Source organism: Rhizobium sp. L51/94 (assembly GCF_019355555.1).
GTDB classification, from domain to species: Bacteria; Pseudomonadota; Alphaproteobacteria; order Rhizobiales; family Rhizobiaceae; genus Rhizobium; species Rhizobium rhododendri.
Window position 1 is genome coordinate 249,469 of the sequence record NZ_CP072144.1, and the last position, 26,671, is coordinate 276,139.

General features: G+C 61.1%; 25 protein-coding genes and 1 riboswitch. Of the genes, 18 read left to right on the forward strand and 7 right to left on the reverse strand.

All coding sequences use genetic code 11. The features are described 5' to 3' along the window. Positions 1-670 precede the first annotated feature (670 nt). The 11 genes from J5274_RS26955 (at position 671) to J5274_RS27005 (ending at position 11,700) form a co-directional block, all read left to right on the forward strand. Positions 671-1,636: a sugar-binding transcriptional regulator gene (locus J5274_RS26955; RefSeq protein ID WP_142825036.1), complete on the forward strand. Its 966-nt coding sequence runs from the start codon at positions 671-673 to the stop codon at positions 1,634-1,636. Between the two features lie 74 nt (positions 1,637-1,710). After that, positions 1,711-3,279 carry an FGGY-family carbohydrate kinase gene (locus tag J5274_RS26960; protein ID WP_142825035.1) on the forward strand — a complete coding sequence of 523 codons (1,569 nt, stop codon included), beginning with the start codon at positions 1,711-1,713 and terminating at the stop codon, positions 3,277-3,279. Positions 3,280-3,361: 82 nt separating this feature from the next. Then, positions 3,362-4,873, forward strand: coding sequence for a glycerol-3-phosphate dehydrogenase (locus tag J5274_RS26965; protein WP_142825034.1), 1,512 nt, complete (start codon positions 3,362-3,364; stop codon positions 4,871-4,873). A gap of 64 nt (positions 4,874-4,937) precedes the next feature. Next, complete coding sequence (locus J5274_RS26970; RefSeq protein WP_142825033.1) at positions 4,938-5,870, forward strand: sugar phosphate isomerase/epimerase; 933 nt, start codon at positions 4,938-4,940, stop codon at positions 5,868-5,870. Positions 5,871-5,951: 81 nt separating this feature from the next. Continuing rightward, positions 5,952-6,719: a triose-phosphate isomerase gene (locus tag J5274_RS26975; protein ID WP_142825032.1), complete on the forward strand. Its 768-nt coding sequence runs from the start codon at positions 5,952-5,954 to the stop codon at positions 6,717-6,719. 39 nt (positions 6,720-6,758) lie between these two features. Beyond that, positions 6,759-7,211, forward strand: coding sequence for an RpiB/LacA/LacB family sugar-phosphate isomerase (locus J5274_RS26980; protein WP_142825031.1), 453 nt, complete (start codon positions 6,759-6,761; stop codon positions 7,209-7,211). 110 nt (positions 7,212-7,321) lie between these two features. Beyond that, on the forward strand, positions 7,322-7,822 hold the full coding sequence (locus J5274_RS26985) for a hypothetical protein (protein WP_142825030.1): 501 nt from the start codon (positions 7,322-7,324) through the stop codon (positions 7,820-7,822). Positions 7,823-8,057: 235 nt separating this feature from the next. Then, entirely contained in the window at positions 8,058-8,720 is a 663-nt protein-coding gene (locus J5274_RS26990; RefSeq protein ID WP_142825029.1) for a hypothetical protein, read from the forward strand. Beyond that, positions 8,717-9,442 carry an HAD family phosphatase gene (locus J5274_RS26995; RefSeq protein WP_219276066.1) on the forward strand — a complete coding sequence of 242 codons (726 nt, stop codon included), beginning with the start codon at positions 8,717-8,719 and terminating at the stop codon, positions 9,440-9,442. The genes J5274_RS26990 and J5274_RS26995 overlap by 4 nt, the downstream gene beginning before the upstream one ends. A gap of 18 nt (positions 9,443-9,460) precedes the next feature. Then, complete coding sequence (locus J5274_RS27000) at positions 9,461-10,987, forward strand: glycosyltransferase family 2 protein (protein WP_142825027.1); 1,527 nt, start codon at positions 9,461-9,463, stop codon at positions 10,985-10,987. A 5-nt stretch (positions 10,988-10,992) separates the two neighbouring features. Beyond that, entirely contained in the window at positions 10,993-11,700 is a 708-nt protein-coding gene (locus J5274_RS27005; protein ID WP_142825026.1) for a hypothetical protein, read from the forward strand. Positions 11,701-11,888: 188 nt separating this feature from the next. Here the strand turns inward: J5274_RS27005 and J5274_RS27010 are convergent, their stop codons facing one another. Beyond that, the gene (locus J5274_RS27010) at positions 11,889-14,093 is read right to left on the reverse strand and encodes a TonB-dependent siderophore receptor (RefSeq protein WP_142825024.1); all 2,205 of its coding nucleotides are present in this window, start codon (positions 14,091-14,093) and stop codon (positions 11,889-11,891) included. 388 nt (positions 14,094-14,481) lie between these two features. Between J5274_RS27010 and J5274_RS27015 the strand changes: the two genes are divergently transcribed. From J5274_RS27015 to J5274_RS27035, 5 genes are read left to right on the forward strand one after another with little or no spacing between them, the layout of a single operon-like run. Further along, a complete protein-coding gene (locus J5274_RS27015; protein WP_142825023.1) occupies positions 14,482-15,318 on the forward strand; it encodes an ABC transporter ATP-binding protein in 837 nt (278 codons plus the stop codon). An 8-nt stretch (positions 15,319-15,326) separates the two neighbouring features. Then, the gene (locus J5274_RS27020; RefSeq protein ID WP_219276068.1) at positions 15,327-16,322 is read left to right on the forward strand and encodes an iron ABC transporter permease; all 996 of its coding nucleotides are present in this window, start codon (positions 15,327-15,329) and stop codon (positions 16,320-16,322) included. Next, positions 16,319-17,371 (forward strand): iron ABC transporter permease, encoded by a 1,053-nt coding sequence (locus tag J5274_RS27025; RefSeq protein WP_142825021.1) that lies wholly within the window; start codon positions 16,319-16,321, stop codon positions 17,369-17,371. Before J5274_RS27020 ends, J5274_RS27025 begins: the two co-directional genes overlap by 4 nt. A 54-nt stretch (positions 17,372-17,425) precedes the next feature. Next, positions 17,426-18,349: an ABC transporter substrate-binding protein gene (locus J5274_RS27030; RefSeq protein ID WP_142829472.1), complete on the forward strand. Its 924-nt coding sequence runs from the start codon at positions 17,426-17,428 to the stop codon at positions 18,347-18,349. Positions 18,350-18,400: 51 nt separating this feature from the next. Beyond that, positions 18,401-19,306 carry a MurR/RpiR family transcriptional regulator gene (locus J5274_RS27035; RefSeq protein WP_142825020.1) on the forward strand — a complete coding sequence of 302 codons (906 nt, stop codon included), beginning with the start codon at positions 18,401-18,403 and terminating at the stop codon, positions 19,304-19,306. Positions 19,307-19,372: 66 nt separating this feature from the next. Here J5274_RS27035 and thiD read toward each other — a convergent pair whose 3' ends face one another. The 6 genes from thiD to thiC are packed head-to-tail and all read right to left on the reverse strand — an operon-like array spanning position 19,373 to position 24,582. Beyond that, positions 19,373-20,170: a bifunctional hydroxymethylpyrimidine kinase/phosphomethylpyrimidine kinase gene (gene thiD / locus J5274_RS27040; protein WP_142825019.1), complete on the reverse strand. Its 798-nt coding sequence runs from the start codon at positions 20,168-20,170 to the stop codon at positions 19,373-19,375. Then, positions 20,167-20,790, reverse strand: coding sequence for a thiamine phosphate synthase (locus J5274_RS27045; protein WP_142825018.1), 624 nt, complete (start codon positions 20,788-20,790; stop codon positions 20,167-20,169). The genes thiD and J5274_RS27045 overlap by 4 nt, the downstream gene beginning before the upstream one ends. Then, positions 20,787-21,560 carry a thiazole synthase gene (locus J5274_RS27050; protein ID WP_142825017.1) on the reverse strand — a complete coding sequence of 258 codons (774 nt, stop codon included), beginning with the start codon at positions 21,558-21,560 and terminating at the stop codon, positions 20,787-20,789. Before J5274_RS27050 ends, J5274_RS27045 begins: the two co-directional genes overlap by 4 nt. 3 nt (positions 21,561-21,563) lie before the next feature. Beyond that, positions 21,564-21,764, reverse strand: a complete 201-nt coding sequence (gene thiS / locus J5274_RS27055; protein ID WP_142825016.1) for a sulfur carrier protein ThiS — start codon at positions 21,762-21,764, stop codon at positions 21,564-21,566. Then, entirely contained in the window at positions 21,761-22,747 is a 987-nt protein-coding gene (thiO, locus tag J5274_RS27060) for a glycine oxidase ThiO (RefSeq protein ID WP_142825015.1), read from the reverse strand. Before thiO ends, thiS begins: the two co-directional genes overlap by 4 nt. Next, positions 22,747-24,582 carry a phosphomethylpyrimidine synthase ThiC gene (thiC, locus tag J5274_RS27065; protein ID WP_142825014.1) on the reverse strand — a complete coding sequence of 612 codons (1,836 nt, stop codon included), beginning with the start codon at positions 24,580-24,582 and terminating at the stop codon, positions 22,747-22,749. Before thiC ends, thiO begins: the two co-directional genes overlap by 1 nt. Positions 24,583-24,676: 94 nt before the next feature. Then, positions 24,677-24,788, reverse strand: a riboswitch (TPP riboswitch). Between the two features lie 361 nt (positions 24,789-25,149). Here thiC and J5274_RS27070 point away from each other — a divergent pair. Then, complete coding sequence (locus J5274_RS27070; protein WP_142825013.1) at positions 25,150-25,890, forward strand: hypothetical protein; 741 nt, start codon at positions 25,150-25,152, stop codon at positions 25,888-25,890. 91 nt (positions 25,891-25,981) lie between these two features. After that, the gene (locus J5274_RS27075) at positions 25,982-26,632 is read left to right on the forward strand and encodes a hypothetical protein (protein ID WP_202617147.1); all 651 of its coding nucleotides are present in this window, start codon (positions 25,982-25,984) and stop codon (positions 26,630-26,632) included. The last annotated feature ends 39 nt before the right edge of the window (positions 26,633-26,671 follow it).

Consider the following 26,671-nt stretch of genomic DNA (forward strand, 5'->3'; position numbering starts at 1 on the left):
CTTGACGATGCGGGAAGGGGAGAGGCTGCCGCGCCAGAGCGCACTGCCAATGGCGACAGGGGCAGCGAAACGATGAAGACGAACGGGGTGAGGCGCTGAAACTTGCATGGTCGCCCCTCCTCCAAGCGGCGGATTGCGTCAGGCTCCAAATGGAAAACCCTCTGCATTATGAATGTCACTTGAAGCGGAGTTTCCTCAACCCGCCGATACCGGCTGTGGTATATTTATGTTATCAGCCACTTTCAATATGTGATATACCCAGGATGTTGTCAATTACCTCGGAACCCTTACAGAGCACAAAAAACAAAGTTCCGGGCCGAGCGTGCAACACGAGAGCGTGATGCGGAGGCTCAGGATACACTGGACTTATACCGCATTGCGCACGAGATGCGTCTATTCGGTATGCAAAATTCGTCAATCCATGGCAATTTTCCGCTTCAAATGCCCAGTATTTATGCATTTATTGGCAAATTCGGGTTAGTAAGACCTGATTGAGCATTCAGACTACCGCGTGATGGAAGGGAGACTTGCAAGAGCGGGACCGCTCGCAGCCCATCCGAAATTCCCCCAAATACGACATGTGATAATGTTGACTTATGTTATAAAAACGTGCAAAAAATTACGCTAAGCGACAATAATTTCAGTTGAACCCGGAGGCGTCGGAAAGCACATGGCGCGATTTGCCGACAAGCGCGACAATGAAGACAGCCTCGCCGTGCGCGCGGCCTGGCTTCATTACGCTGCCGGCCTGACGCAATCCGAAGTCGCCAACCGCCTCGGCATCACCAGCGTCAAGGCGCACCGCTTGATCGCCCGCGCAAACCAGAATGGCGCCGTGAAGGTGACGATCGAAGGCGACATCGCGGAGTGCGTGACACTCGAGCGCCGGTTGGAGAGCGACTACGGCCTCACCTACGCGGAAGTGGTTCCTGATCTCCATGAACAGGGGTTGCCTCTCAAGGCACTCGGCATGGCCGGGGCCGGCTTTCTGCAGCGCGAGATCGAGAACTTCCACGGCGGCGTGATAGGCATCGGCCATGGCCGGACGCTGGCGGCGGCCGTCAAGGAAATGGCCCGCCTCGATGCCGGCCGGGTACGGTTCGTATCGTTGCTCGGCGGGGTAACACGAAACTATGCGGCAAACCCGCATGATGTGATGCATCGCCTCACCGAGAAGACGGGGGCAGCCGCCTACGTCATGCCGATCCCGCTGTTTGCCAACACCGTGGAGGATCGCGAGGTTCTCCTGTCGCAACGCGGCGTGCGCGAGATTTTCGAACTTGCGGCAGGCGCCGATCCGATGATCGTCGGCATCGGCACCGTCGAGCCGGACGCGCAGCTGGTGGCGTCGCATATGATAGAGGCGGCGGAGATCGCCGAAGTCCGCGAACTTGGAGGCGTCGGCGAAGTGCTCGGGCATTTCTTCGACAAGACCGGCAAGGCAGTCGAGACATCGCTGTCGGCGCGAACATTGTCGCCGGGTCTCGATGCTATGAAAGGCCGGCGCATCGTTGCGATTGCCGGCGGCAAGAACAAGGTCGGGGCGATCGCTGCGGTGATGAAAAGCGGATTGCTGAGCGGACTGATCACTGACGAACGCACCGCGCAAGCGCTGCTGCGAGATGACCTGGCCTGAGGGACGGGCGAGGGGGGAGAGTTCTATGGACGACAGCATGATATCGAGCCGCACCGAAACGGGAACCAAGTTCCATGGCTGATGCCGGACAGGACATCCTCGTCGGCATCGATGCCGGCACCTCGGTGATCAAGGCCGTGGCATTCGATCTTGCCGGACGGCAGATCGCCTCGGCATCGGTGGCAAACCGCTATAATTCGGGACAGGACGGTTCGGCGACGCAACCGCTTGCCCGAACCTGGGATGAATGTGCCGCCGCACTCCGGGGACTTGGCGAAAAGGTGCCGGGGCTTGCCGCGCGGACTGCCGCTGTCGCCGTAACGGCACAGGGTGATGGCACTTGGCTGGTGGGCGCCGGCGATACCCCGGTCGGAGATGCCTGGATCTGGCTCGATGCGCGCGCAGCGCCAACGGTCAGAAAGCTGGTCGGCGCATCCGGCGAGCGCGCGCGCTTCGAGACCACTGGAACCGGCCTCAATACCTGCCAGCAGGGCGCACAGATTGCGCACATGTCTGCCACCGCGCCCGAACTGCTCGACCGCGCCGAAGTGGCGCTGCATTGCAAGGACTGGCTCTATCTCAATCTCACCGGGGTTCGTGCCACGGACCCATCCGAAGCGTGCTGGACCTTCGGCGATTTTCGCAGCCGCGCCTATGACGACGGTGTAATTGCGGCGCTGGGGCTTTCATCACGCCGGCACCTGCTTCCGGAAATCATCGACGGAACCGAGGTAACGCATCCGCTAACGGCAGCCGCCGCTGCCGCAACTGGCCTCAAGCAGGGCACGCCTGTCAGCCTCGGCTATGTCGACATGGTGATGACCGGCATGGGGGCAGGCGTCTGGACCGGTGACCTCAATGCCGCCTGCACCGTCATCGGCTCGACCGGCGTTCACATGCGTCCGGTCGCAACAGCCGATGCGCAACTGAATGCCGAGGGAACGGGCTATATCATGGCTCTGCCGGTGCCAGGCATGGTGACGCAGATGCAGACCAACATGGCAGCGACACTTAATCTCGACTGGATCCTGCACGTGGCCGCCGATCTGATCGGCGAGGGTGGCACTGCACCTTCCCACGCAGAGATGGTCGCCCGCATCGACAACTGGATGGCGGCGAGCCGGCCTGGCGCCGTTCTCTATCACCCCTACATCTCCGAAGCCGGAGAACGAGGCCCGTTCGTCAACGCCAGCGCGCGCGCCGGTTTCATCGGGCTGAATGCCGGCCATCGTTATCCCGATCTCCTGCGCAGCGTTATCGAGGGTCTCGGCATGGCAGCGCGGGATTGCTACGTGGCGATGGGTGCACTGCCGCGCGAACTGCGGCTGACGGGCGGTGCTGCCCGTTCCAAGGCACTGGGCGGCGTGCTTGCTGCGGCTACCGGCGCCAGTGTCCGCGTCTCGGCGCGCGAGGAGGCGGGGGCTGCCGGTGCGGCGATGATGGCGGCAGTGGCCGTCGGCGTCTACCCCGACATGAACGCCTGCATCGCCGAATGGGTCACGCCCTTGCTCGGCGCGGGTACAGCACCGGACCCGTCGCTGGTGCCGGTCTACGACCGGACGTTTCCAGCCTACAGGCAGGCGCGCGAGGCACTCGAGCCCATATGGGACCTGCTCGCGGCTCAGCAGGTGCCGGCTGCATGATCCTCACGAGAATGACCCCGATCGACAATCACATCCGGCAGAACCGGAACAAGACACTGGCACGTGCCGCAGGAGAATGCAGATGAGCGATATTCAAACGGTAGACATGTTCATCATCGGTGGCGGCATCAATGGCGCAGGCATCGCGCGCGATGCTGCAGGCCGTGGATTGTCGGTGATCCTCTGCGAAAAGGACGACCTGGCACAGGGCACGTCGTCGCGCTCCGGCAAGCTGGTGCATGGTGGGTTGCGCTACCTCGAATATTACGAATTCCGACTGGTCCGCGAAGCCCTGATCGAGCGCGAAGTGCTCCTGAATTCGGCGAGCCACATCATCTGGCCGATGCGTTTCGTGCTGCCGCACAGCCCCAATGACCGGCCAGCTTGGCTGGTACGCCTCGGCCTGTTTCTCTACGACCATCTCGGCGGCCGCAAGAAACTGCCGGCAACCCGTACGCTCGACCTCAGGCGCGATCCGGAAGGCGCGCCGATCAAGGACGAATATACCAGGGGCTTCGAGTATTCCGACTGCTGGGTCGACGATGCCCGACTGGTCGTGCTGAACGCCAAGGACGCCGCCGAACACGGCGCCGAAGTGCTGACGCGCACCGTCTGCAACTCCGCCCGGCGCGAGGGCGATCTGTGGCGGGTTCAGATGACCGACACGCGCACCGGCGCCAAGCGCGTCGTCATGGCACGGGCTCTGGTCAATGCCGGGGGCCCCTGGGTCAACGACATCATCGGCCGCGTCGCCGGCACCAATTCCAGCCGCAACGTTCGCCTGGTCAAGGGCAGCCACATCATCACACCGAAATTCTGGGACGGACCGCAAGCCTATCTGGTGCAGAACCACGACAAGCGCGTGATCTTCATAAACCCCTACGAGGGCGACAAGGCCCTGATCGGCACCACCGACATCCCCTACGAAGGTGCGCCTGAAGCCGTTTCGGCCGACGAGAGCGAGATCGAATACCTGCTCAACGCCGTCAATCGCTACTTCAAGCAGACGCTCCGCCGCGAGGATGTGCTGCAGACGTTCTCCGGCGTCCGGCCGCTCTACGACGACGGCAAGGGTAACCCTTCCGCCGTTACCCGCGACTACGTCTTCGACCTAGACACGACGGGCGGCGCGCCCTTGCTGAATGTCTTCGGCGGCAAGATCACCACGTTCCGCAAGCTCGCCGAGCACGCGATCCAGAAGTTGCAGGCGACCTTCCCAAAGATGGGACCTGACTGGACGGCCAAGGGTATCCTGCCGGGTGGCGACATCGAGGGCGCCGACGTGCCGCGCTTTCTCGAAAAGCTGCAGCGCGATTATGCCTGGCTGCCACGCGGGCTCGCCCGCCACTATGCCCGCCTTTATGGCGCCCGCACATCGAAGCTGATCGGCGGTGCCACATCGGTGGCAGCCCTCGGCCAATGTTTCGGGCCCAACTTCTATGAGGCAGAAGTGCGCTACGTGATCGAGCAGGAATGGGCCGAAACGGCGGAAGATATCCTGACGCGCCGCACCAAGCACGGCCTGCACATGAGTGCCGACGAAAAGGCCGCTTTCGGCGCCTGGTTCGATGGGCAGATGGCGCGCTCGGCCTGAGCGCTTCGATTTTTTACAGGCGTGGTCGACGAGATCGGCCACGCGCCGTTTACAGGAGCTACCGATGGGGCTGACGCTGTCGCTCAACACCAACCCGCTGGTCAACCGCTACGCCGAGCCGGCCGACCTGATCGGCACAATCGCACATGACCTGAAGATCCGCGATGTGCAGTTGACGCATGAGTTCATCAACCCATCCTGGCCAGCTGCCGTCATCAGGCGCCTGACGCGCGACATGCGCGCCGCCCTGACCCGTACCGGCGTATGCATCACCTCCGGCATGACAGGGCCCTATGGCCGCCTCAACCATTTCGGCCATCCGGATGCGGATGTCCGGCGCTACTATGTCGAATGGTTCAAGACCTTCGCCGACATCACCGCAGATCTCGGCGGCAGCTCCGTCGGCACGCAGTTTGCCATTTTCACCTATCGCGATTTCGACGATGCGGCGCGGCGCGAAGAGCTGATTCAGATCGCCATCGATTGCTGGGCCGAAGTGGCCGAGCATGCCAAGGCAGCGGGTCTGAGCTACGTGTTCTGGGAGCCGATGTCGATCGGCCGCGAGTTCGGCGAAACCATCGCCGCCAGCTTTGCCCTTCAGGATCGCCTGACCGCCGCCAACATGGCGGTGCCGATGTGGATGATGGCCGATATCGACCACGGCGATGTCACCAGCAGCAATCCGGACGATATCGACCCCTATGCCTGGGCACGCGCGGCGCCGCCGGTGTCGCCGATCATCCACATCAAGCAATCGCTGATGGACAAGGGCGGCCACCGTCCGTTCACGGCGGAATTCAACGCCAAGGGGCGTGTGCAGCCGGAGCCGCTGCTGGCCGCTTTCGCCGAGGGTGGCGCGAAAGACAATGAAATCTGCCTGGAGCTGTCGTTCAAGGAGCGCGAGCCCAACGACCGGCAGGTAATCGAGCAGATCGCCGAGTCGATCGCCTTCTGGGCACCGCACATCGACACCGGGATTGCCGACCTCAACCTCTAGCCGGTCACCGCCTTGACGGCGCCGGTTGTCACCTTAGCAGCATGAATTTGGGCGCAACCTTTAGCGCCGGGAGAGAAGACCATGACCGAGACGCCTTTCTGGATCGGCACGAGCTGGAAGATGAACAAGACGCTCGCAGAGGCGCGCAGCTTTGCCGAGGGGCTTGCCAGCGCCGAGATCGTCAACGATCCGCGCCTGCAATGTTTCGTCATCCCGCCGTTCACTTCTATCCGCGAAGTCAAGGCGATGCTGAAGGACAGTGCAGTGAAGGTCGGTGCCCAGAACATGCACTGGGCTGAATCCGGCGCCTGGACAGGCGAGATTTCGCCGCTGATGCTGGTCGACTGCGGCATGGATGTCGTCGAACTCGGCCACTCCGAGCGACGCGAATTCTTTGGCGAAACCGACGAGACGGTCGGCCTCAAGGTCGAGGCGACCGTGCGGCACGGGATGATCCCGCTGATCTGCATCGGCGAAACGTTGGCCGACCGCGAGAGCGGCCGCGCCGACGAGGTTCTGGCCGCCGAAGTGCGCGGCGCGCTGGGCAAGCTCAGCGCCGAACAGCGGACAGCACCGCTGCTGCTCGCCTACGAACCCGTCTGGGCCATCGGTGAAAATGGCATCCCCGCGAAAGCCGATTATGCAGACGCCCGCCAGGCCGAGATCATCAAGGTCGCGGAGGGCATCCTCGGGCGCCGCGTGCCGTGCCTCTACGGCGGCTCCGTCAATCCCGGCAACTGCGCCGAACTCGCGGCCTGCGACCATATCGACGGCCTCTTCATCGGCCGCTCGGCCTGGAATGTCACCGGCTATCTCGACATCCTGGTCCGTGTTTGCGCCGTTCTCTGATCAACCCCATATCCAGTTCACACACGAAGGAGAAAACCCATGAAACTCGCAATCGCTGGCGATAGCGCCGGAAACGGGCTCGCCCACGTCCTCGCCGAATACCTGAAGGACCGCCACGAGGTCTCCGAAGTCTCCAAGCCCACCGATGGCTCGGACGAATTCTACGCCAATCTGTCGGCTCGCGTCGCCGCCGATGTGCTGGCCGGCAAATACGACCGCGCCATCCTCGTCTGCGGCACCGGCATCGGCGTGTCGATCTCCGCCAACAAGGTCCCCGGCATCCGCGCCGCCCTTTGCCACGACACCTATTCGGCGGAACGCGCAGCCCTCTCCAACAACGCCCAGATTATCACCATGGGCTCGCGCGTCATCGGCAGCGAAGTCGCAAAATCCATCGCCGATGCCTACCTCGCCCAGACCTTCGACGAAAACGGCCGCAGCGCCTCCAACGTCGCCGCCATCAACGAACTCGACAGCAAGTTCCGCGACTAAAGCACAACCTCCACGGCCTCAGCCAACTGAGGCCGTGGATGCTTGTCCGGGCGTTAGTTGAACCAATTCCTTTCGAATGCGTTAACGAGCGCAATCGTAAGGATTTACAGATGGAACTCCAGGACAGAACGCTCGAGGAGAGCACGTCGGAAACACCGATGGACACAGCGCCGCTGCTGCATGCCGGTCATATCGTCCGCGAGTTTCTCGTCTACCTGAAAGCCAACCCGATTGCCGAGACAAGGCTTGTAGACCTGGAAGAACTGCCCTCACCGAAGGGCACCTTGGTGAACGCCTTCCGGCTGCTGATCGCCAATGAACGCCGGATGCAGCAGCGCTCCCAGTTGCAGAAAATCGGCCTCCTGATCGCCCAGTTCCAGCCGATCGACGACCCTTCCGACCAGGAACAACCACGCGACCCCCTCGCGTCATGGATAGACGATGCTGCGGAAGCAAAGGCTGCCAGCGAGCAAAACTGGCTGTCGGCCTACCGCGAGCATCAGGAACTGACGGAGCTCTTCGATCTCTCCGCGCGCATGGCTGAGCAGGGTACAGCTTCCACGGACGCAACGGCGTCTGCGGAGCAATCGACGGAACTGCGGGCGCACTGATCGCGCCAAGCGTCAGGCTTTATACTTTGATATTGCGCAAGAAGCCTTATCGCGTCGGCCCACAACCTTGACTTGATCACTACCATGCGATTTTCCCCGCATATCGTTCAACCATAAGGCTGGCACAAGCTGCAGCCCCTCCAATGACCTCGACAGCGCGACTCATGGCTTTGCTGTGGCGCGGCCATGCAGCGATAGCATGTGCCGATCGGTGATCTCGGGCAGGGGCGGTAGAATGGGCACGATTGCCAGAAGCAGCATCCTTGCTCATCGCGGCAGCTGGAATGACAACGTCGCGAAAAATTCGCGTACCGCCCTTTGCAGTGCCCTTCTCGCCGGGTTCGGCCTGGAAACCGACATTCGCGATCTCGATGGCGCACTCGTCATCTCCCACGATCCGCCAACCCGTTCCGACGACATCATCACCTTCGACTGGCTACTCGATTTCTACGCCGTCAATGGCTGCACGGGAACGCTGGCGCTGAACATCAAGGCCGACGGTCTTGCCGAAATGACCCACCGCGCATTGCGCGCCCACGGCGTCACTTCCTATTTCGTCTTCGATATGTCGATCCCGGACATGCTGGCGTACATCAGGGCTGGAATGCCGGTCTACACGCGCGTCAGCGAATACGAGCCGACGCCCGCGCTGGCGGCAGAATCGGCCGGTATCTGGCTCGACAATTTTACCGGCGATTTTCCCCAGGTCGACGTGGCAGAGCGACTGTCCACGAATGGCAAGCCGATCGCGCTGGTTTCGCCAGAGCTGCACAAGCGCCCGTACGAAACCTTCTGGTCTTCCCTTCGGGATCGACCAAACCTGGATCTTACCTCCATGCTGCTCTGCACGGATTTTCCCGATGCCGCAGCTGTTTATTTCGGGAGTGAAGCAGCATGATCAAAGCCGTTCTATTCGACATGGATGGTGTCCTGATCGACGCCAAGGACTGGCATTACGAGGCGCTGAACCGCGCGCTCGAGCTGTTCGGCTATACGATCAGCCGCGAATCCCATCTGTCCACCTTCGATGGACTGCCGACACGTCGCAAGCTTGAGATTTTAACGGCGGCTCATGGCCTGCCGCGCGGGCTGCACGATCTGCTGAACGGGCTGAAGCAGAATTACACCATCGAGCTCACCCATCTGCGGTGCAAGCCGGTCTTCCACCACCAGAAGGCGCTCTCACGCCTGCACAAGTCGGGGCGCAAGATTGCCGTCTGCTCAAATTCGATCCGCAATTCCATCGAAGTCATGATGCGCCTCGCAGCGCTGTCGCCGTTCATCGATGCCATCGTCTCCAACGAGGATGTCGCAAAGGCAAAGCCCGATCCGGAAATGTACCTCTCGGCAATGCAGCGCTTCGGCGTCGAGCCGCATGAGTGCCTGATCCTCGAGGACAACGAGCACGGCATCCGGGCGGCGCGCGCAAGCGGCGGTCATGTGCTCGTCGTCGGCACGCCCGCCGACGTGACCTATGAGCGGATCATGCAGCGCATCAATGAAATCGAGCTTGCAGACATGGGCCGCATGCTGGGGCAGGGCGCCGCCGATCTCAACCCAGCAAGGCCTGAAGCGGCAAATGCCGGCACATCCGCAATTTCCCATCGCAAGACAGCGTAACACCGAGCAGGATTCTCCATGCAGATTCTCATGCCGATCGCCAGCCGCTCGCAGTTCTTTCCAGAGCAGGAGTATTTCTTTCCCAAGCCGCTGATCGAGATCGCCGGCAAGCCGATGATCGACTGCGTCGTCTCGGCGCTGCGCACGACGATTGCCGACGCCCGCTTCTGCTTCATCATTTCAGCCGACGATGCACGACGCTTTTCGCTCGATGAGACCCTGATGATTGTCGGCGGGCAGGGGACCAAGGTCATCCAGCGGGTCGGCGAGACCAGGGGCGGCCTCTGCTCTGCGCTGCTGGCCGGCGACGAACTGGATCTGGAGGCGCCTCTCGTCATCTGCAACAGCGACCAGATCATCGATGCGCCGCTGATGGAAATCCTGGAGAAGTTTCGCCAAGACGACGTTGCCTCTGGCGTCGTCACCTTCCGCTCCGTCCATCCGCGCTGGTGTTATATCGTGCCCGAAGGCGACGGACGTGTTGCCCAGGCGGCAGAAAAGCGCGTCGTCTCCGATATCGCCGTTGCCGGCTTCTATTACTTTCGGAGGGCAGGTGACTTCTTCGCAGCGGCACGCCGCGCGATCCTCAACGGCGATGACGTCGAGGGCCAATATTACTTCTCCGCCGCCCTTAACCAGATCATCCTCAGCGACGAACAGGTCGCCTATGTGAAGATCGAGGCCTCCAGATATTACAGCTTCTATTCGCCGGAAAAGATTGCCGAATTCGCCGCCACCGAGCTCGCCGCAAGCCTGCGCGACCAGTCACGGGATGACCGGCCGATCAACGTGCTCATCCCGGCGGCCGGCGAGGGCAGCCGCTTTGCCCGGCAGAACTGGCGCAAGCCTAAACCGTTCATCGATGTCGATGGAAGGATGATGCTCGAACATGTCATCGGCAATGTATGCCCGCCGAACGCCACCCCCACCGTGCTTCTGCGTGCCGAGCACATGAAGGCATGCGATGGAGACGTCCAGCTCTTGCGGGCAATGGGCACCACGATCAGGCCCGTAGACCGCCTGACGGAGGGCACCGCCTGCACGGTGCTGCTTGCCCGCAGCAGCTTCGACAACGACCGGCCGCTGCTGATTGCCAACTCGGATCAGTGGGTCGATTTCGATTGCAGCGCCTTCATCAAGGATTGCCTGCAGCGCAAGCTCGACGGCTCGATCCTGGTTTTTCGCGATGCGCAGATGGACCCGAAATGGTCCTTCGCCAAGGTTGACGACCGGGGCCTGGTCACCGAGGTGGCAGAGAAAAAGCCGATCTCCGATCTCGCCACCGTCGGCATCTATCTCTTCCGTCGGGGCTCCGATTTCGTCCGCGCCGCCGTCGACATGATCGCTTGTAACGACCGGGTGAACAACGAGTTCTACACCTGCCCGGCCTACAACTACATGATCCGCAACGGCGCCAGGATCGGCGTCTACGAGGTCAGCCCGGATGCCATGAAGGGCCTCGGCACCCCGGAGGATCTCAACGCATACCTCGCCGCAAGCGGCTTGCCGTCTTCGGCCGATGCGCCCCTCGCCATGGCCTCGTAACGCCGATGAACATCTCCGGCCTCAATATCGTCGTGCCCCTGGCCGGTCCGGACTTCGTATCCGCCGACGGCAGTCTCAAGGCACTCATGGATATCGGGCAAGCCGACCCCTTCCTCCTCGCGACGTTGAAGCAGCGGCCGTGGGCGAGGGGCACCGCCCCCTCCAGCTACGCATTCGTGCTCCATGATCGGGCGGAAACACGGGCCTTTGCAAGCGACTACCTCCAAGCCTGGTTTCCCGGTTGCCGCGTCGTCTTCCTGTCGCACTTCACGACCGGCGCAGCCTTCAGCAGCCTTGCCGGTGCAGCCCTGCAACTCGGCGCCCACAACAATCCTGTCGTCATCGATCTCGCCGACATCCTCTACTCGACCGCCCTCGATCCAGCACTCCACTTTGCCCGGCACGCTGACGTTGGCGGCCTCGCGCTGACCTTCCAGAGCCAAAATCCGCTCTACAGCTATCTCCGCAAAAACGACGACGGCAACGTTGTCGAGGCGGCCGAGAAAAAGGTCATCTCCAGCGAAGCCTCGGCTGGAACCTACGCGTTCCGTTCCGGATCCGTCCTCCTGAAAGCGCTCGCCCACGCCCTCGAAAACGCCCCAACCCAAACCCACCGCGACCTCTTCTTCGTCTGCCCCCTATTCAACGGCATCCTCGCCCAATCCCTCGCCGTAACAACCACCAAGGTCGAAAACGTGAAGGATATGAAGTAGATGGGCATTTGAAGGTTTACGGGCGAGGCGGCGGCAAGTCGCACTTCATCCTTGAACCCACCCGGCTACACCACAAAAATGCGTAATCAATCTTATGGAACTTCTATATTGTAACGATGCCGGTTCTGGCTGAAACATATCAAAGCAGCCCCGACAGTCCTTTGACAAGCGACAATCTCAGCCACCTGTCAGAACTGGACGCTTGCCGACAATACCGCGCTGAAAGGCTCGCCGATCTGGTTTCCCAATGCTGTCGTGCCGATCGATGAAGTGTAATAGGTTTTGTTGAATATATTCTTGAGGTTGAGCTGGAGCGTCAACGGGCGGTCGTTCTTCCAGGTGTAGGCTGCAAATGCGTCAGCCACCATATAGCCCGGCAGGTAATAGGCGTTCGTGTTGATCCCGGCACGCCGTCCAACAGCACGAACACCGCCTCCAAGCTTCAGTGAATCACCACGGCTGTCGATCTCGCCAAAATCGTAGGTGAGGTAGAGCGAGCCTGTATGATGCGGTACATTGACCGGCTCGTTTCCGGCGTAGTCGGGGTCCTCGAGGATCCGCGCGTGCGTGTAGCCGTAGCTTGCAATGAAACTCATCTCATCGGTGATTTCGCCCGCCATATCGGCTTCGATGCCGCTTGCCCGCACGAGGCCTGCCGTCTTCACGACCGTATCGCCCGTCACCGGATCGAGGCTGGAATAAGCGACATTCTTCTTGTCGCTGGTGTAGAGCGCGACGTTCGCGGTAATGCCGTCAAGCACGTCGAATTTGGCACCGACCTCGTAGGCCACGCCTTCTTCAGGATCGAGATTGCCGTAGTAGCTGGCGATGGAAGACTGCGGACGGAACGTCTTGGCAGCGTTCGCATAGAGCGAGAAGTCCGGGGTCACTTTGTAGACAATACCACCGCGTGGGACGAAAGCAGTGCCAAAGCTGTCGGTATTCTCGTTGAAAGGGCGCCCTTTGCCGGCCATCAGGTCATAATATTGATAGCGAAAACCGCCGACCAGTATCCATTGATCGTTGAGATGCAAAGCGTCCTGAGCGTAGAAGGAAGCTGTCGAGATCTGCTCTGTCTGGTCACTGTCGGCAGCCGATACGGTGGTGCACTCCGGTAGCGTGCCGTAAGTCGGGTTATTGATATTGAACCCGGTGCGATTGGCGCAGCGGATCAGTTTGGTCCGGAGCGTATCCGCATAGTCGTAGGACGTCCCGAACAGCAGCTCATTTCGGAAACCGGCAATATCGACGTCACCGGACAGATCGGTGCGAACGGCGTGATTGTAGATCGTCGAGCCCTGCGTGGCATCCGCCCGTCGCGTCAGGATCCCCGTCGCTGCGTTATAGGAGATGAGGCGTGCCTGGTTATCCGAATAGGTATTGATGCTGTAGGTGTAATCGAATGTCAGCTTCCAGTCGTCGCCAAGGTCGCGCTTGACGTGGACAGACGCAAGGTTCGATTGCCCCTTGCTGATGTTATAGGGTTCGTCGAAGCGGATCTTCGGGTCGACATCGACGGCATGGCCGGTGGCGAGATCAAAGATCGTCCCGCGGTCGAAGGGGACACTATAGTCTTCATGCGTGTAGGAGACCGTCACTTCGGTATCTTCACCGGACCATGTCAGCGATGGCGAGAGTACCCAATCCTTGTTGACGCCGAAATTGCGCCAGTAGTCGACGTGTTTGTAGTCTCCGACGACACGATAGCTCAAATCTGTACCTTCGATCGGGCCTGTGAAATCAAACCCTGCAGATCCACCGCCGAAGCTTGAAACGCTGGTATAGGTCTTGCCGCTGAAAGTCTGCTCCGGCTTCTTCGTCACCACGTTGATCATGCCGCCGGGATCGAGGATGCCGTAAAGTGTCGACGCCGGGCCTTTCAGAACTTCGACACGATCGGTCGTCGCATTGAAGCTGCGAGACATCGCGGTTTTCATGCCATCGATGAGGATCGAACCGTCCCTGTTGTCCCCGAAACCGCGCCGGATGATGGATTCTTGCGTGCCGCCAAGCGTATTCGACTGCGCAACACCGCTGATATTCGCAAGTGCGTCGTCCAGCGACCGCGCATTCTGGTCTCTCAGGACGTCCTGGCTGACAACGTTCACGGCCTGCGGGATATCGAGCAGAGGTGTATCCGTACGCGTCGCGGTTACGGTGGAGATCGGTTGATAGCCCTGCGTCGCGGCATTGCTGCCTTTACCGACGACGATCGGCTTCAGCACGGTGTCGTCCTTTATCCGGCTTTCCTTGGGAAACACATCGGTCGCCGCCGTTGCAGCCGGTTGAGCGTCTTCGCCGAATGCCGGATAGGCGGCGCAGGCAGCCAGCGCCAAGGCAGTAGCCCTCAGGATATTGGGACCATAGCGCCCTGCGGCTCGCCGTTCAATCATGTCGTACCCCCATATCCTTGCGGATATCTTCGTCAGAAATTACCCCTTGCCCGCCTGCGAGCCGATGGCAGGTATGATTTCATGAATGTAGTAGTCAACTTTAATTGGTGGAATATCCGCAATTTTATGCCCGGCGTGCTCGCCTGCGTTCCCGTTGCCGTCAAGCTCTCGACCCTGAGATACCCCTAATATATAAATAGAAGCAATGTGTTGAGCGTGCGCCTACGGGAGAGGTGAGCCGCGATATGGCTGTCACGCAGGCACAACCAACAACGGCAATCGCATCTTTTCGAATTTAAAATTGACTACTACACTCAAGAATTCTCTTTCTCGTGCGGTTTCCAGACGGTAGGAGAGGTCGGATTTTTAAAACAGGACTGCCGCGGGCATGACGGACAGATTGAACTCGAAAGCTCGAGGAGCCGAGCGAGGGCATCCCCTCTCCGCACGCGACGTCTCTGCCGGCTACGGACGGCAGACAGTCTTATCCGGAATATCGCTCGACATCGGTGCAGGCAAGTTGACCGCGCTGGTTGGCCCCAATGGCTGTGGCAAATCGACGATGCTGGCGACCATCGCCCGCCTGATGAAGCCCAGCGCTGGCAATGTGCTTCTGGAAGGACACGACATTCACGTTTTGCCGACGCGGTCGGTGGCGAGGAAGCTGGGCCTTCTGCCGCAAAGCCCCGTGGTTCCGGAAGGTTTGACGGTCTATGACCTCGTGTCGCGCGGCCGCCATCCGCACCAGGGTTTCCTGAAACAGTGGACCGACAAGGACGAGCAAGCGGTCAGGCAAGCACTCGAGGTTACAGACCTTTCCGATCTCCTCCACCGGCCGGTGGACAGTCTTTCCGGCGGTCAGCGGCAGCGGTGCTGGATCGCCATGGCTCTCGCGCAGCAAACCCCGGTTATCCTGCTGGATGAACCGACGACCTATCTGGACCTCCACTATCAGGTGGAGGTCATGGAACTGCTGAGGGATCTGGCCCGGGATCACGACCGGACGATCGTCGTCGTGCTGCACGACCTGAATTTCGCCGTCCAGTATGCCGATTGCGTCGTCTTCCTGAAAAACGGGTCCATTCGGCACATTGCGGAGGAGCCGGGCACCTGCACCGCCGAACTCATAGAGGACGTCTTCAGCGTGCAGGTCATTCGACTAACCCATCCGCAGACTGACAAACCGGTTTTCGTTCCTGCCCATGGCGCGGGGCCGATCACGTGAATTATGTCATGTCCTCGGATACCAGGCGCCAGCCCTCGAGCGGGATTCGCGTTGGCCTTGTAACGGGCGCGCTTCTCCTGGCGATCCTCACACTGGCCTGCATCCATATCAGCATCGGTGCCAGAGCGGTTTCACCGCTGACCCTTTTTCAAGCGGTCTTCCATTTCGATCCCGCTAATTTCGATCATCAACTGCTGGTCAAGTTGCGATTTGCGCGCCTGGCAGCCGCCCTCCTCGTCGGTGCGGCACTCGGCGTCTCCGGGCTTCTCCTGCAGGGGCTGCTGCACAATCCGCTGGGCGAGCCTCATATTCTCGGCCTCAATGCCGGTGCCGCATTGGCGGTCACGGCGACAAGCAGCGTGCCTTTCCTGTCTGGTGGTCTCAGTCGCCCACTGATCGCGTCCGTTGGCGCAGCCACCCTGTTTATTCTTGTGCTGGCAGTGTCTTCCGCTGGTCGGTCCGGCCCGACGATGCTCAAGGTTACCTTCTGCGGCATCGCGCTGTCTTCGCTGGCCTCGTCCATCACCTCGGCCATACTGCTTTTCGACGAGGAGACGCTGCAATCCTTGCGCTTCTGGCTCGCGGGCGATCTGGCCGGCGTCAGCTACGGCACTATTGCCGCAGCGCTCGGGCCGATAGCTGTTGGCCTCCTGCTTGCGTTTTTCATTGGCCCACGACTCAACGCGCTGGCACTCGGCGTTCCGATCTGGACAACGCGGTTCGTTGGCCTCTGCGCAACGGCAATTCTCGCGGGAACTGCTGTCTCCATCGCAGGACCGATCGGGTTTGTCGGCCTGATCGTGCCTGCAATCGCACGATGGTCTGCCGGCGGAGATGCCCGCATCGCCCTGCCGCTTGCCGCACTCCTGGGTGCCGCCTTGCTCGTCGCCGCCGACATAGGCGCACGCACGCTGTTTACGCCGTACGAGTTGGCAACCGGCATCATGACCGCCATGCTGGGAGCGCCTCTCTTCGTCGCCATCGCCTCGCGGGCTCTCAAATGACCGGTTACGACACTCCGAAGCCGCACCTAGTCGTCAGCGGTCCGTTTTTCTCGAGACGCATTCATGTGGCCACCTCGATCACTATTCTGGGCCTGGCATTCGGCACACTTTGCCTGACCCTGTTTGCCATCCTCGCCGGAAGCCAACCGATAAACCTCAGGGATGCCTTCAATCTCGTCGTGGATCCGGGGCGCCTCAGCAATCAGACCATGCGCATCTTGTGGGATCTGCGCCTGCCACGTGTCTTCCTGGCACTTATGGTCGGCGCCATGCTCGGGCTTGCCGGCACGGCAATGCAGACGCTGACGCGCAACGGACTTGCTGATCCGAGCCTGCTTGGCGTCAAGGAAGGTGCCAGCGCCGCAGCGATCGTCTTTTCGCTTTACGCCCCTTTTGCCGGGCTTTACGGGCGGACTGCTGCCGGCATGGCGGGCGGGCTTGCCATTGCGCTCATTGTTGTTCTCATCGCCCGCGGCGTGACCCGCATGCGCTTCGTGATGGTCGGCATCGGCACGTCCTGGCTTGCAGCCGCAGTCGTCTCCGTCATCGTCACGACTGCCGATATCCGCGATGTCCAGGCGGCCCTGGTATGGCTTGCCGGAAGCCTGAACGGCGCTTCATGGGAAGCTGTGCCGATCGCCTTTGCCGCGATGTTCATGGGTGCGTGCCTGCTCTTCCTGACTGCAGGCGCAGCCGATGCCGCGATGCTCGGCCCTCAGGCAGCAGCGGGCCTCGGCGTGTCGCTGAAAACACTCGCAATAATAAGATTCACGGCACCTGTGCTGCTGACGTCTGCCTGCGTTGCGCTGGTTGGAAGTCTTGGCTTCGTGGGTTTGATCGCCCCCCACCTCGCCCGGCTTTCGGTTCGTGGCAGCCAGGGCGCGTTGCTGGGCGCAAGCGCGCTCTGTGGCGCGGCACTGGTTCTGGCCGCAGACACGATCGGGCGCGCCGCATTTGCTCCACACCAGTTGCCGGCCGGCATCGTCATGTCGATCGTCGGCGTCCCCGTTCTCTTGACGCTTCTCTGGAAACGCCGCGATCAGCTTTAGGATGACAGAATGAAAAGATCTACCGCATTTGCCGCCGCCATCATCGCTCTGTCGATGGCCTCGTTTACTGCAGCCCACGCGGCAGAGATGCGCTCCTTTACCGACGACGCCGGCAGGGTCGTCGAAGTGCCGAAGCGCCCGCTTCGGATCGTCTCGATGCACGACCTCGATATCACCATACCGCTGATTGAACTCGGCGCACCCCCTGTCGCCAGCCATGGCCGCGCCGGCGTCGACGGCAAGCCATATCTGCGCTCGAGCCCGATCCTGACAGGTGTGGATTTCGACAATTCCGGCATTCAGTACATTGGCGCTGTCACCGCCGACATGGAGGCTGTGGTCGCGGCAGGACCAGACCTTATCATCACCGAACCGGGGCGCACGACGCCCGTCGAACAACTCGCTAAAATAGCCCCGACAGTCGTCATCGACGATACCTCGGGCGGGGCGCCGCACATATACGAGAAACTTGCCGACCTGACGGGAACTCAAGGCCGCCTTGCGGTGCTCGACCGGCGCTACAAGGTCCAGATAGAGCAACTGAAAAAGCTGGTGGATACCTCCAAGGTCACCGTCTCCGTAATGCAGGCGCAGAATGGCAAGGTGAGCATCTACCACACCTATCGTTCGCTTGGTCGTGTCCTTCGAGATGCCGGTTTCAGGTTCCCCGAGATCATCGACAGCATTCCGGAGGGCGGCCGCGTGGAAGTCAGTGCCGAACGACTGCCGGAGCTCGATGCCGACTATATCTTCGATACATATCGGTCGGATATCGGCGGCACGCCTGCAGACGAGATCGCTGCCATGAACAAGATACTGCCGGACTATTGCCGCTTCCTCGCAGCCTGCCGCGAAGGCCGTTATATTGTCCTGCCCAGGGAGGAAGCGATCTCCAATTCATACGCGGCACTTTCGCTGATGGTCTCCGTCGTCCAGTCTCAAATTTCAGGCCGGCAGCCACCGATGCCGTCGAAATAGAACCGTGTGGGGCAAGACGACGCTTTGGCCTTAAAACTTTGGGAATAGACGATGCCAAAAGAACCAGATGGCGCGCCTGGCGGGACACGGCGGCCCCGACGCATCGATCGCTTTGGCGAGAGACTGAAGAGCCGCCGGGGGTCTCTTTCGCCAAGCCTGATCAGCGTTGTGGACTACATCGATCAGCACCGGCATGCGGTCCTTGGAAAATCTGCGCTCGAAATTGCCGCTGACACCGTGACCTCGGATGCAACCGTCATTCGCGCGATTCAGGCGCTCGGCTTCGAAGGCCTCATCGACCTCAAGGATACGCTCGAGGCTCATATCGGCGAAACGGACTCGCCTTCCGAAAAGATGGCCGCGACGACGGAGGCACTCGACAGCGGCGCGGATGCCGCGATCGATTTTGTCATCGACGATCATCGAAAGGCGATGGCGGCACTAGCGGAACCTTCCAGTCGCGACGCCCTGAAATTGGCGGTGCCCCTGCTTCTCGAGGCACGATCCATCGGGGTCTTCGGGATAGGCGCTTCCGGCATCATCGCAAGCTACGCTTCCCGTCTTTTCCAGAGAAACGGCTACCGGTCCTATACGCTGAACGCTACAGGGATCGCTCTTGCCGAGCAGTTGCTGTCGATGGAAAGCGGTGACGCGCTCATTATGATGGCATATGGCCGACCACATCGCGAGGCCATGGCCACGATCGGCGAAGCCAAGCGTCTCGGCATCCCCATCGTCATGCTGGTAGGACAGCCCGACACCGTGTTGCGCCGGTATGCGGACGCATCGATCGTCATTCCCCGGGCGAAGACGGAACACGTCGCTCTGCACGGCTCCACCATGGTTTGCATCGAAGCGCTGATGCTGGCGCTGGCCACAGTTGCGCGCGACAGGACACTGCAATCGCTTGATCGCCTCATCGAGTTGCGCAGCGCCGTCAGGCCGAGCAAGAAATAACGCCGCGATACGATCGGCTCCGGAAGCTTGCCGTTTGCGCTCAATGGACTAACCGCTTCACCACTCCTACCACTGGGCATGGAAATGGTGCACCGGACCCCGGCCCTTTCCGATCCGCAGATCCTGTGAAGCGGCCAGGGCTGCGTGCACGTATTCCTTTGCCATTCCAACAGCAGTCGGCAGATCGTGGCCGTGTGCGAGTTGGGCGGCAATGGCTGCTGACAGGGTGCAGCCGGTTCCGTGACCGTTGAGTGTTTCCAGACGAGGGGATCTGAAGGTATGGACCGCTCCGTCGATGGTCAAAAGGGTGTCGACGCATTCGCTACCCTTGCCATGACCCCCTTTGATCAGCACCGCACGTGCGCCCTCGTTGCGTAACTGCAGTGCCTGCCGTGCAACGTCTTCAGGCGTGTCCGCGACAGGCAGGCCTGTCAGGATTGCCGCCTCGAAGAGGTTCGGCGTTATGATATCGGCTCGCGGCATCAGTGCTCGTTTCAACGCAGCCACCGCATCGTCGCGGAGCAACCTGTCTCCGGATGTTGCCACCATGACGGGATCGAGCACGACAGGTCCGTCGAAGCCCCGCAAGCCCTCGGCAACGGTCCGGATCGTGTCCTCGCGCGACAGCATGCCTATCTTGATCGCGTTGACGACGAGATCAGCGAGCACCGCCTGCATCTGGGCTGCAACCATGGAAACAGAGATATCCTCTATGGCCGAAACGCCCAACGTGTTCTGCGCAGTGACGGCGGTCAGCACGCTTGCGCCGTAAACGCCGAGGGCGGAGAATGTCTTGAGGTCCGCCTGGATACCGGCGCCGCCGCCGCTGTCCGATCCGGCGATGGTAAGGGCTATCAGCGTCATTTCTCGATTTCCCCAAGTCTCCACGGTGCCGTTGCTGCAAGCCATTGCCGTGTCCGGCCTTCCGGGTCTTCATGAAGGGTGATGTCGGTAACGACAGCTGCGCACGCAGCCCCATGCTCCAACACCAGCGGTGCCCGCTCGGCAGTGATGCCGCCGATGGCAACGAGGGGAAGATCGCCGATACGACGCTTCCACTCGGCAACCCGTTCGATCCCCTGTGGTTGCCATTTCATCTTTTTGAGGATGGTCGGCCAGACCGGCCCAAGCGCGACGTAATCCGGTCGAGCGTCAAGCGCCGTGTCGAGTTCGGCGACATCATGGGTGGAAAGCCCGAGCTTCAATCCGGCCGCGCGAATGGCGGCAAGGTCTGCCCCGGCAAGGTCCTCCTGTCCGAGATGGACGAAGTCACATCCTTCGTCGATCGCCAGTTGCCAGTAGTCGTTGACGATAAGCTGGCATCCGTGAGCCAGGCACACGGCACTGGCGCGCCGGATTTCCCGCCGCAACTCGGTCTCAGACTTGTCCTTGACGCGCAACTGCACGAGTTTCACGCCGAGCGGCACCAGGCGCTCGATCCAGTCGGCACTGTCGACGATGAGGTAGAAGGGATCGAACTTCATTGAAACACCGCCTTGCCGATGACGGGCGTCGAGGGAACGGCCATGTCACGCGGCTCCAGCATACCGGACAGATAGGCAAGCCGCCCCGCATCGACTGCTTTCGCAAACGCCTCGGCCATGACAGGCGGATCGCCGGCCATGGCGACAGCGGTGTTGAGCAGAACGGCGTCGTAACCCAGTTCCATGACCGCGGCCGCATGCGACGGCCGCCCGAGGCCGGCATCGACGATCAGCGGGATCGCGGGGAAGGCCGCCCTGAAGGCAACGAGCGCCGACGCATTGCGCGGACCCGCCGCCGAACCGATCGGCGCGCACCAGGGCATCAGCACCTGACAACCAGCGGCCAGCAGTTTTTCCGCAACGACGAGATCGTCCGTCGTGTAGGGAAAGACGCAAAACCCTTCGCCTGCGAGGATCCGCGCTGCTTCGACAAGCTCGAACACATCCGGCTGCAGACTGTCGTGATTGCCGATGACTTCCAGCTTGATCCAGTCTGTCGCGAAGATCTCCCTTGCCATCCTGGCAGTCAGAATGGCCTCCGAGGCACTATGGCATCCGGCCGTGTTGGGCAGGACACGCACCCCGAGTTGGCGGATGAGTTCGAAAAATGCACCGCCTGCCCTGCCGCCGGAGGTTTCGCGGCGAAGCGACACGGTGACGATCTCGGCACCCGACCGCCTGACCGCCTCGCCAAGCACCGCCGGAGACGGGTAACGCGCCGTTCCGAGCAGCAGGCGCGACGACAGTTCGGTATCGTAAAGTTTCAGCATTGATCAGCCCCCCTGCATGGGCGACAGGATTTCGATCCGATCGCCGTCTTCGAGGCGCCTGTCCGCCCTATCCTCGCGGTGCACGAGATCGCCATTGACTGCTGTGGCCAGCCACTCGCCTTCGTATTCCAGCACGGCAAGTAGCTCCGCCAGCGTTGCCGCCTGCAGAGCCTGGGTTTCACCATTGACGATGAGTTGTTTCATCGGGAAAACTCCTTCCTGGTGGACGTTCCATTGGAGAGGTGTGTTGCGGCCTTCACGGCCATGGCGGGCGCCAGCAGAAAGCCGTGGCGGTGCATGCCGGCAATCGCCAGCCCCTCCCCGGTTTCAACCACGCGCGGGACATTATCCGAGAAGGCCGGACGGATGCCGACACCAGTTTCCACCAGCCGCGCCTCGCCGAAGGCCGGGTGAAGCGCATAGGCCGCATTGAGCAGCTCCATCAGCGAACGTGCCGAAATCGGCCCGTCATCCTCCGTCTCGATCATCGTCGCGCCAACCATAAAACGGTGGTTGGCGCGCGGCACGACATAGATGGGATGGCGCGGATGCAGCATCCGCACCGGACGCGACAAACTGATCTCATCGGTTTCCAGATGCAGCATCTCGCCCCGTACGCCACGCAGCCCGGTAATGTGGGGGATAGCCGCCGGTCCGGTGCAATCGATTGTGGAAGTGTAGTGCCGTTCCGGCGGTTGGCTGGCACCGAAGTGAAACCGGCTGCCACCCCGGACGAGAGCTTCGGCCAGGCAGGTCAGCGCCCGCCGCGGATCGAGATGGGCTTCAGACGAAGAGAACAGCGCCCTTTCGAAGCGACCGCCAAGCGATGGCTCGAGTTCGGCTATACCATCCCGGTCGAGCCAGACGTGGCCTGTCGTGCGGGAGGCGAACCGGACGAGATCCGGCAGGTCGCGCGGCTGCGCCACCACCAGCGTGCCGTTGCGCACGACCTCGCCCGGAACGGCGTCGCTCCACCAATCGGCCGCCCCGCGACCCAGTGTCAGAACGCTCTCGTCCGCCGCCTCGCTTTCGCAATAGGGCGCGAGCATTCCGCCGGCGAAGGACGATGCCCCGAGCCCTGCCGCATCCCGGCAATCGACAATATCGACCTCATGGCCGCGCTTGCGCAGCTCATAGGCGACAGCCAGTCCGGCGACACCGGCGCCCCTGACGAGCACCCCTGCCATCAGGCTTCACCTACCACGTGTTCGGCCGCGTTTTCCACGGGCATGTAGAGATCGCCGCCATCGCGATAACGGGCGGCCATCGCCTCCAGCCCCTCCTTCTGCGCTTCGGCTCGGATATCGTGCGAAATCCGCATCGAACAGAATTTGGGTCCGCACATGGAGCAGAAATGCGCCACCTTATGCGCCTCCTTAGGCAGCGTCTGGTCGTGGAAGCTGCGCGCCGTATCCGGGTCGAGCGAAAGATTGAACTGGTCCTCCCAGCGGAATTCGAACCGGGCGCGAGACAGGGCATCGTCGCGCAGGCGTGCGCCCGGATGTCCCTTGGCGAGATCGGCGGCGTGGGCGGCGATCTTGTAGGTGATGACGCCGGTCTTGACGTCGTCGCGGTCGGGCAGGCCCAGATGTTCCTTCGGTGTCACGTAGCAGAGCATAGCGGTGCCGAACCAGCCGATCATCGCGGCGCCGATTGCCGACGTGATGTGGTCGTAGCCGGGGGCGATATCGGTGGTCAGCGGTCCAAGCGTGTAGAACGGCGCCTCGCCACAGGTCTCCAGCTGCTTGTCCATGTTCTCCTTGATCTTGTGCATCGGAACATGGCCCGGTCCTTCGATCATCACCTGGCAATCCTTTGCCCAGGCGATTTTCGTCAGTTCGCCCAGCGTCTCCAGCTCCGCGAACTGGGCGGCATCGTTGGCGTCGGCAATCGAGCCCGGACGAAGTCCGTCGCCCAGCGAAAACGTCACGTCGTAGGCGCGGGCGATATCGCAGATCTCGTCGAAGTGCTCGTAGAGAAAGCTTTCGCGGTGGTGGTGCAGACACCACTTGGCCATGATGGACCCGCCGCGCGACACGATGCCGGTCACGCGGTTCACGGTGAGGTGGATATAGGCGAGACGGACGCCGGCATGGATGGTGAAATAATCGACGCCCTGTTCGGCCTGCTCGATGAGTGTGTCGCGATAGACCTCCCAGGAAAGATCCTCGGCAATGCCACCCACCTTTTCCAAAGCCTGATAGAGCGGCACGGTGCCGATCGGCACGGGCGAATTGCGGACGATCCAGTCGCGGATATTGTGGATGTTGCGGCCGGTCGACAGGTCCATCACCGTATCGGCGCCCCAGCGGATCGCCCAGACCATCTTCTCGACCTCCTCCTCCATGGACGAGGTGACAGCAGAGTTGCCGATGTTGGCGTTGATCTTCACCAGAAAATTACGGCCGATGATCATCGGCTCGCTTTCGGGATGGTTGATATTGGCCGGAATGACGGCGCGGCCCTCGGCCACCTCGCGGCGCACGAATTCCGGCGTTACGAAATCCGGGATGTGAGCGCCAAAACTTTCGCCATCCCGCAACGAGGCTTCACGGACAGCCTGGCGTCCGAGATTTTCGCGGATGGCAATGAATTCCATCTCGGGCGTGATGATGCCGGCGCGAGCATAGGCAAGCTGGGTGACGGCCCGGCCGGGAGCGGCCTTCAGAGGCGCATTGCGAACGGGAAATTCCGGCGTCAATCGCTCGCCGGTGGCAAAGCCGTTATCCTCCGGCATGACGTGGCGGCCTTCGTAACGCTCAACATCGCCGCGCGCCAGGATCCAGTTTTCCCGCAGGCGCGAAAGACCGCGATCGATCGCAACGATATGGCCTGGATCGGTATACGGGCCCGAGCTGTCATACACGATAACAGGCGGCTCCCCCGCAGTCGGATGCAGGGAGATTTCGCGCATCGGCACGCGAATGTGGGGATATCGCTGGCCTTCGACATGGATTTTGCGGGAGGCCGGGAATGCGCCCGAGGTGACCGTCGGGCTCTGGTTTTTAGCGGCAATATTCATCGTGAGGCTCCAAGTTTGCGTTTGGAGACCCAGTCCTAGAGCCGGAATGATGGAAGAACGCCGACACGGAATCCGGGATGCGGATCTGTAACTGCAGCAGCGCTTTGCACCGTCCCTACGCCAGTATGAACTGGATCAGGTTCAACGGGTCACTGCGCGCGATAGCAGAATCTCAGCCCCTTGACGGGACACCCCTGGTGAATACGACAAAGCCTATGGCAGCCCGACGAAGGCGTCAAGGGGATGAAAGATGATGTCATTGCCACAGTGCGAAACACAGCCGCGGGGCTTGATGAGAGCTGAACCGGTGGAAGTTGGAACTCCTGATGCGGGCAGAGATATGCGCTGGCCGGGCGCTGCGTTTTAGGTGCGCGCGCATCAAGGCCCATTGCGACCAAACGGCCACTACACCCGCACACGCATCCTGGCGTGGTTGCGAAGTGTCATACAAGTGAACCGGAAGGCACTATTTCTGCGACGAAGGGCGTACAATATTGCCCTGACATAGGATATAATCTGACGAAATGCCTCGGCTCGGCCGGGCGTTCTTCAGATAGAGGCTGTGCCATGCTTTCTACCATTCGACGGGACCTGAAAGACAATATCGGTGACCAGTTTCGGGGCTTCCGGCATCTCATCCACACGTTGAGCTCCGAGGCACCCGCCATCAGCGTCGCCAACCAGCCATTGCCACCCCTTCCGGCAGAGCTAAGCCGTCTTGTCGGCGGCACTTTGCAGACGGTGGATGGGGTGATGACAACGTTGCAATCGCTCGTCACGCCTTTGCGGGATCTGCGGGCGCCGGAGGCAGGGTTCCGGGAGTTCTCCTTCTACTTCGGTGCAGCGGGCGGAGCAATCTCTGGCGACGAGGACGAACTCACCGACGACCTTTACGCGGCGCTCAAGCTCATCACCAAGGGCGTCGGCCCGGCCCGGCTCATCCTGAAAGCGCGTGTCACGGCAGCGGCAAGGCAAGTCATGACGATGTCCAGAAGCGAGCGATGGACCGTGGACGACCTCGGCACCTGCTGCGCAACAGTTTTCATCGCGTTCGTAAAGCACGAGCCAATCGCGAGCGTCGGTAATGCCCATGACAGCGAAACCTGGAAACTCTACGCGGCCCTGTCGCTTGCGTTCGCACTTTCGATTTCAGATCGCCTCACGGGAAGCGAGTTTCAGTCGTTTACGCCGGATGCGATCACGGTTTGCAATCTCCGCAGCGAGGTCTTTCAGGAAGCCATCAGGTCCGGCTCGCGAACCGAAGCGCTGATTAAAACCTGCACGAGCCTTCTCAGACACCTTCCCTGAAGCTGTGCGCTGAACATTTGACAGTTTCTTATGCATATTGTACAAATTAAGCGCAACATTCGGGATAATTTGTCCTGCCGGAGTTACGCGCTTGGATCTGCTCACCCAGAATGAGATTGCAGCAGAGCCTGATTTCGGACATCGGCTCCGCCAACTCAGATGGTTTCGAAAGTCATTTCGCAGCAGTGCGCAGACGCTATCTGCGCGTTACGGACTGTCTGTCACCATCGACGAGGACAAGCTTGCAAAGGTATTCATCGACTGGGTCGAGGTGCTGGATGCGAAGAAGAGCCTGGCGACTGTGAACCGTGCGGATTTCATCGTTTTTGCCGGCGGTCTCGCATTGAAAGAACTGATCAAGGCGCGGCCTGCGAAAGTCGATCTGGTAGAGGCAAAAAGTGCCGTTCCGGTCCCCGGGATTGTGGCCTTCTGGCCCGAGGGTTTTCTTTATACCAACTATTGCATCAGTGCGGTCATAGCGGTGCATCAGCAGGAATTCCAGTCGACATTACCCCTGTCGGGCGGTGTGGATGATCTGCGGACCTGGTGGTCGTTCAAGGAGAACACCAGCGAGATGCCTGCCTATGCGGTCGCATTTCTCGATAAGTTTTTTGGCGGCGAGCCCAACTGGGCGACACCTGATCTGCCAGAGATGCGCGTCGGCATGCTCGCCCGGCAAAATGCGGAAAACAAGCTCGATCGGGCCCCGAGCACAGAACGGCTGGTAGCGCCGACAATTTGAGCGCCGCGGCGATCGGCCTTCATGATCGCTCCGGCATGG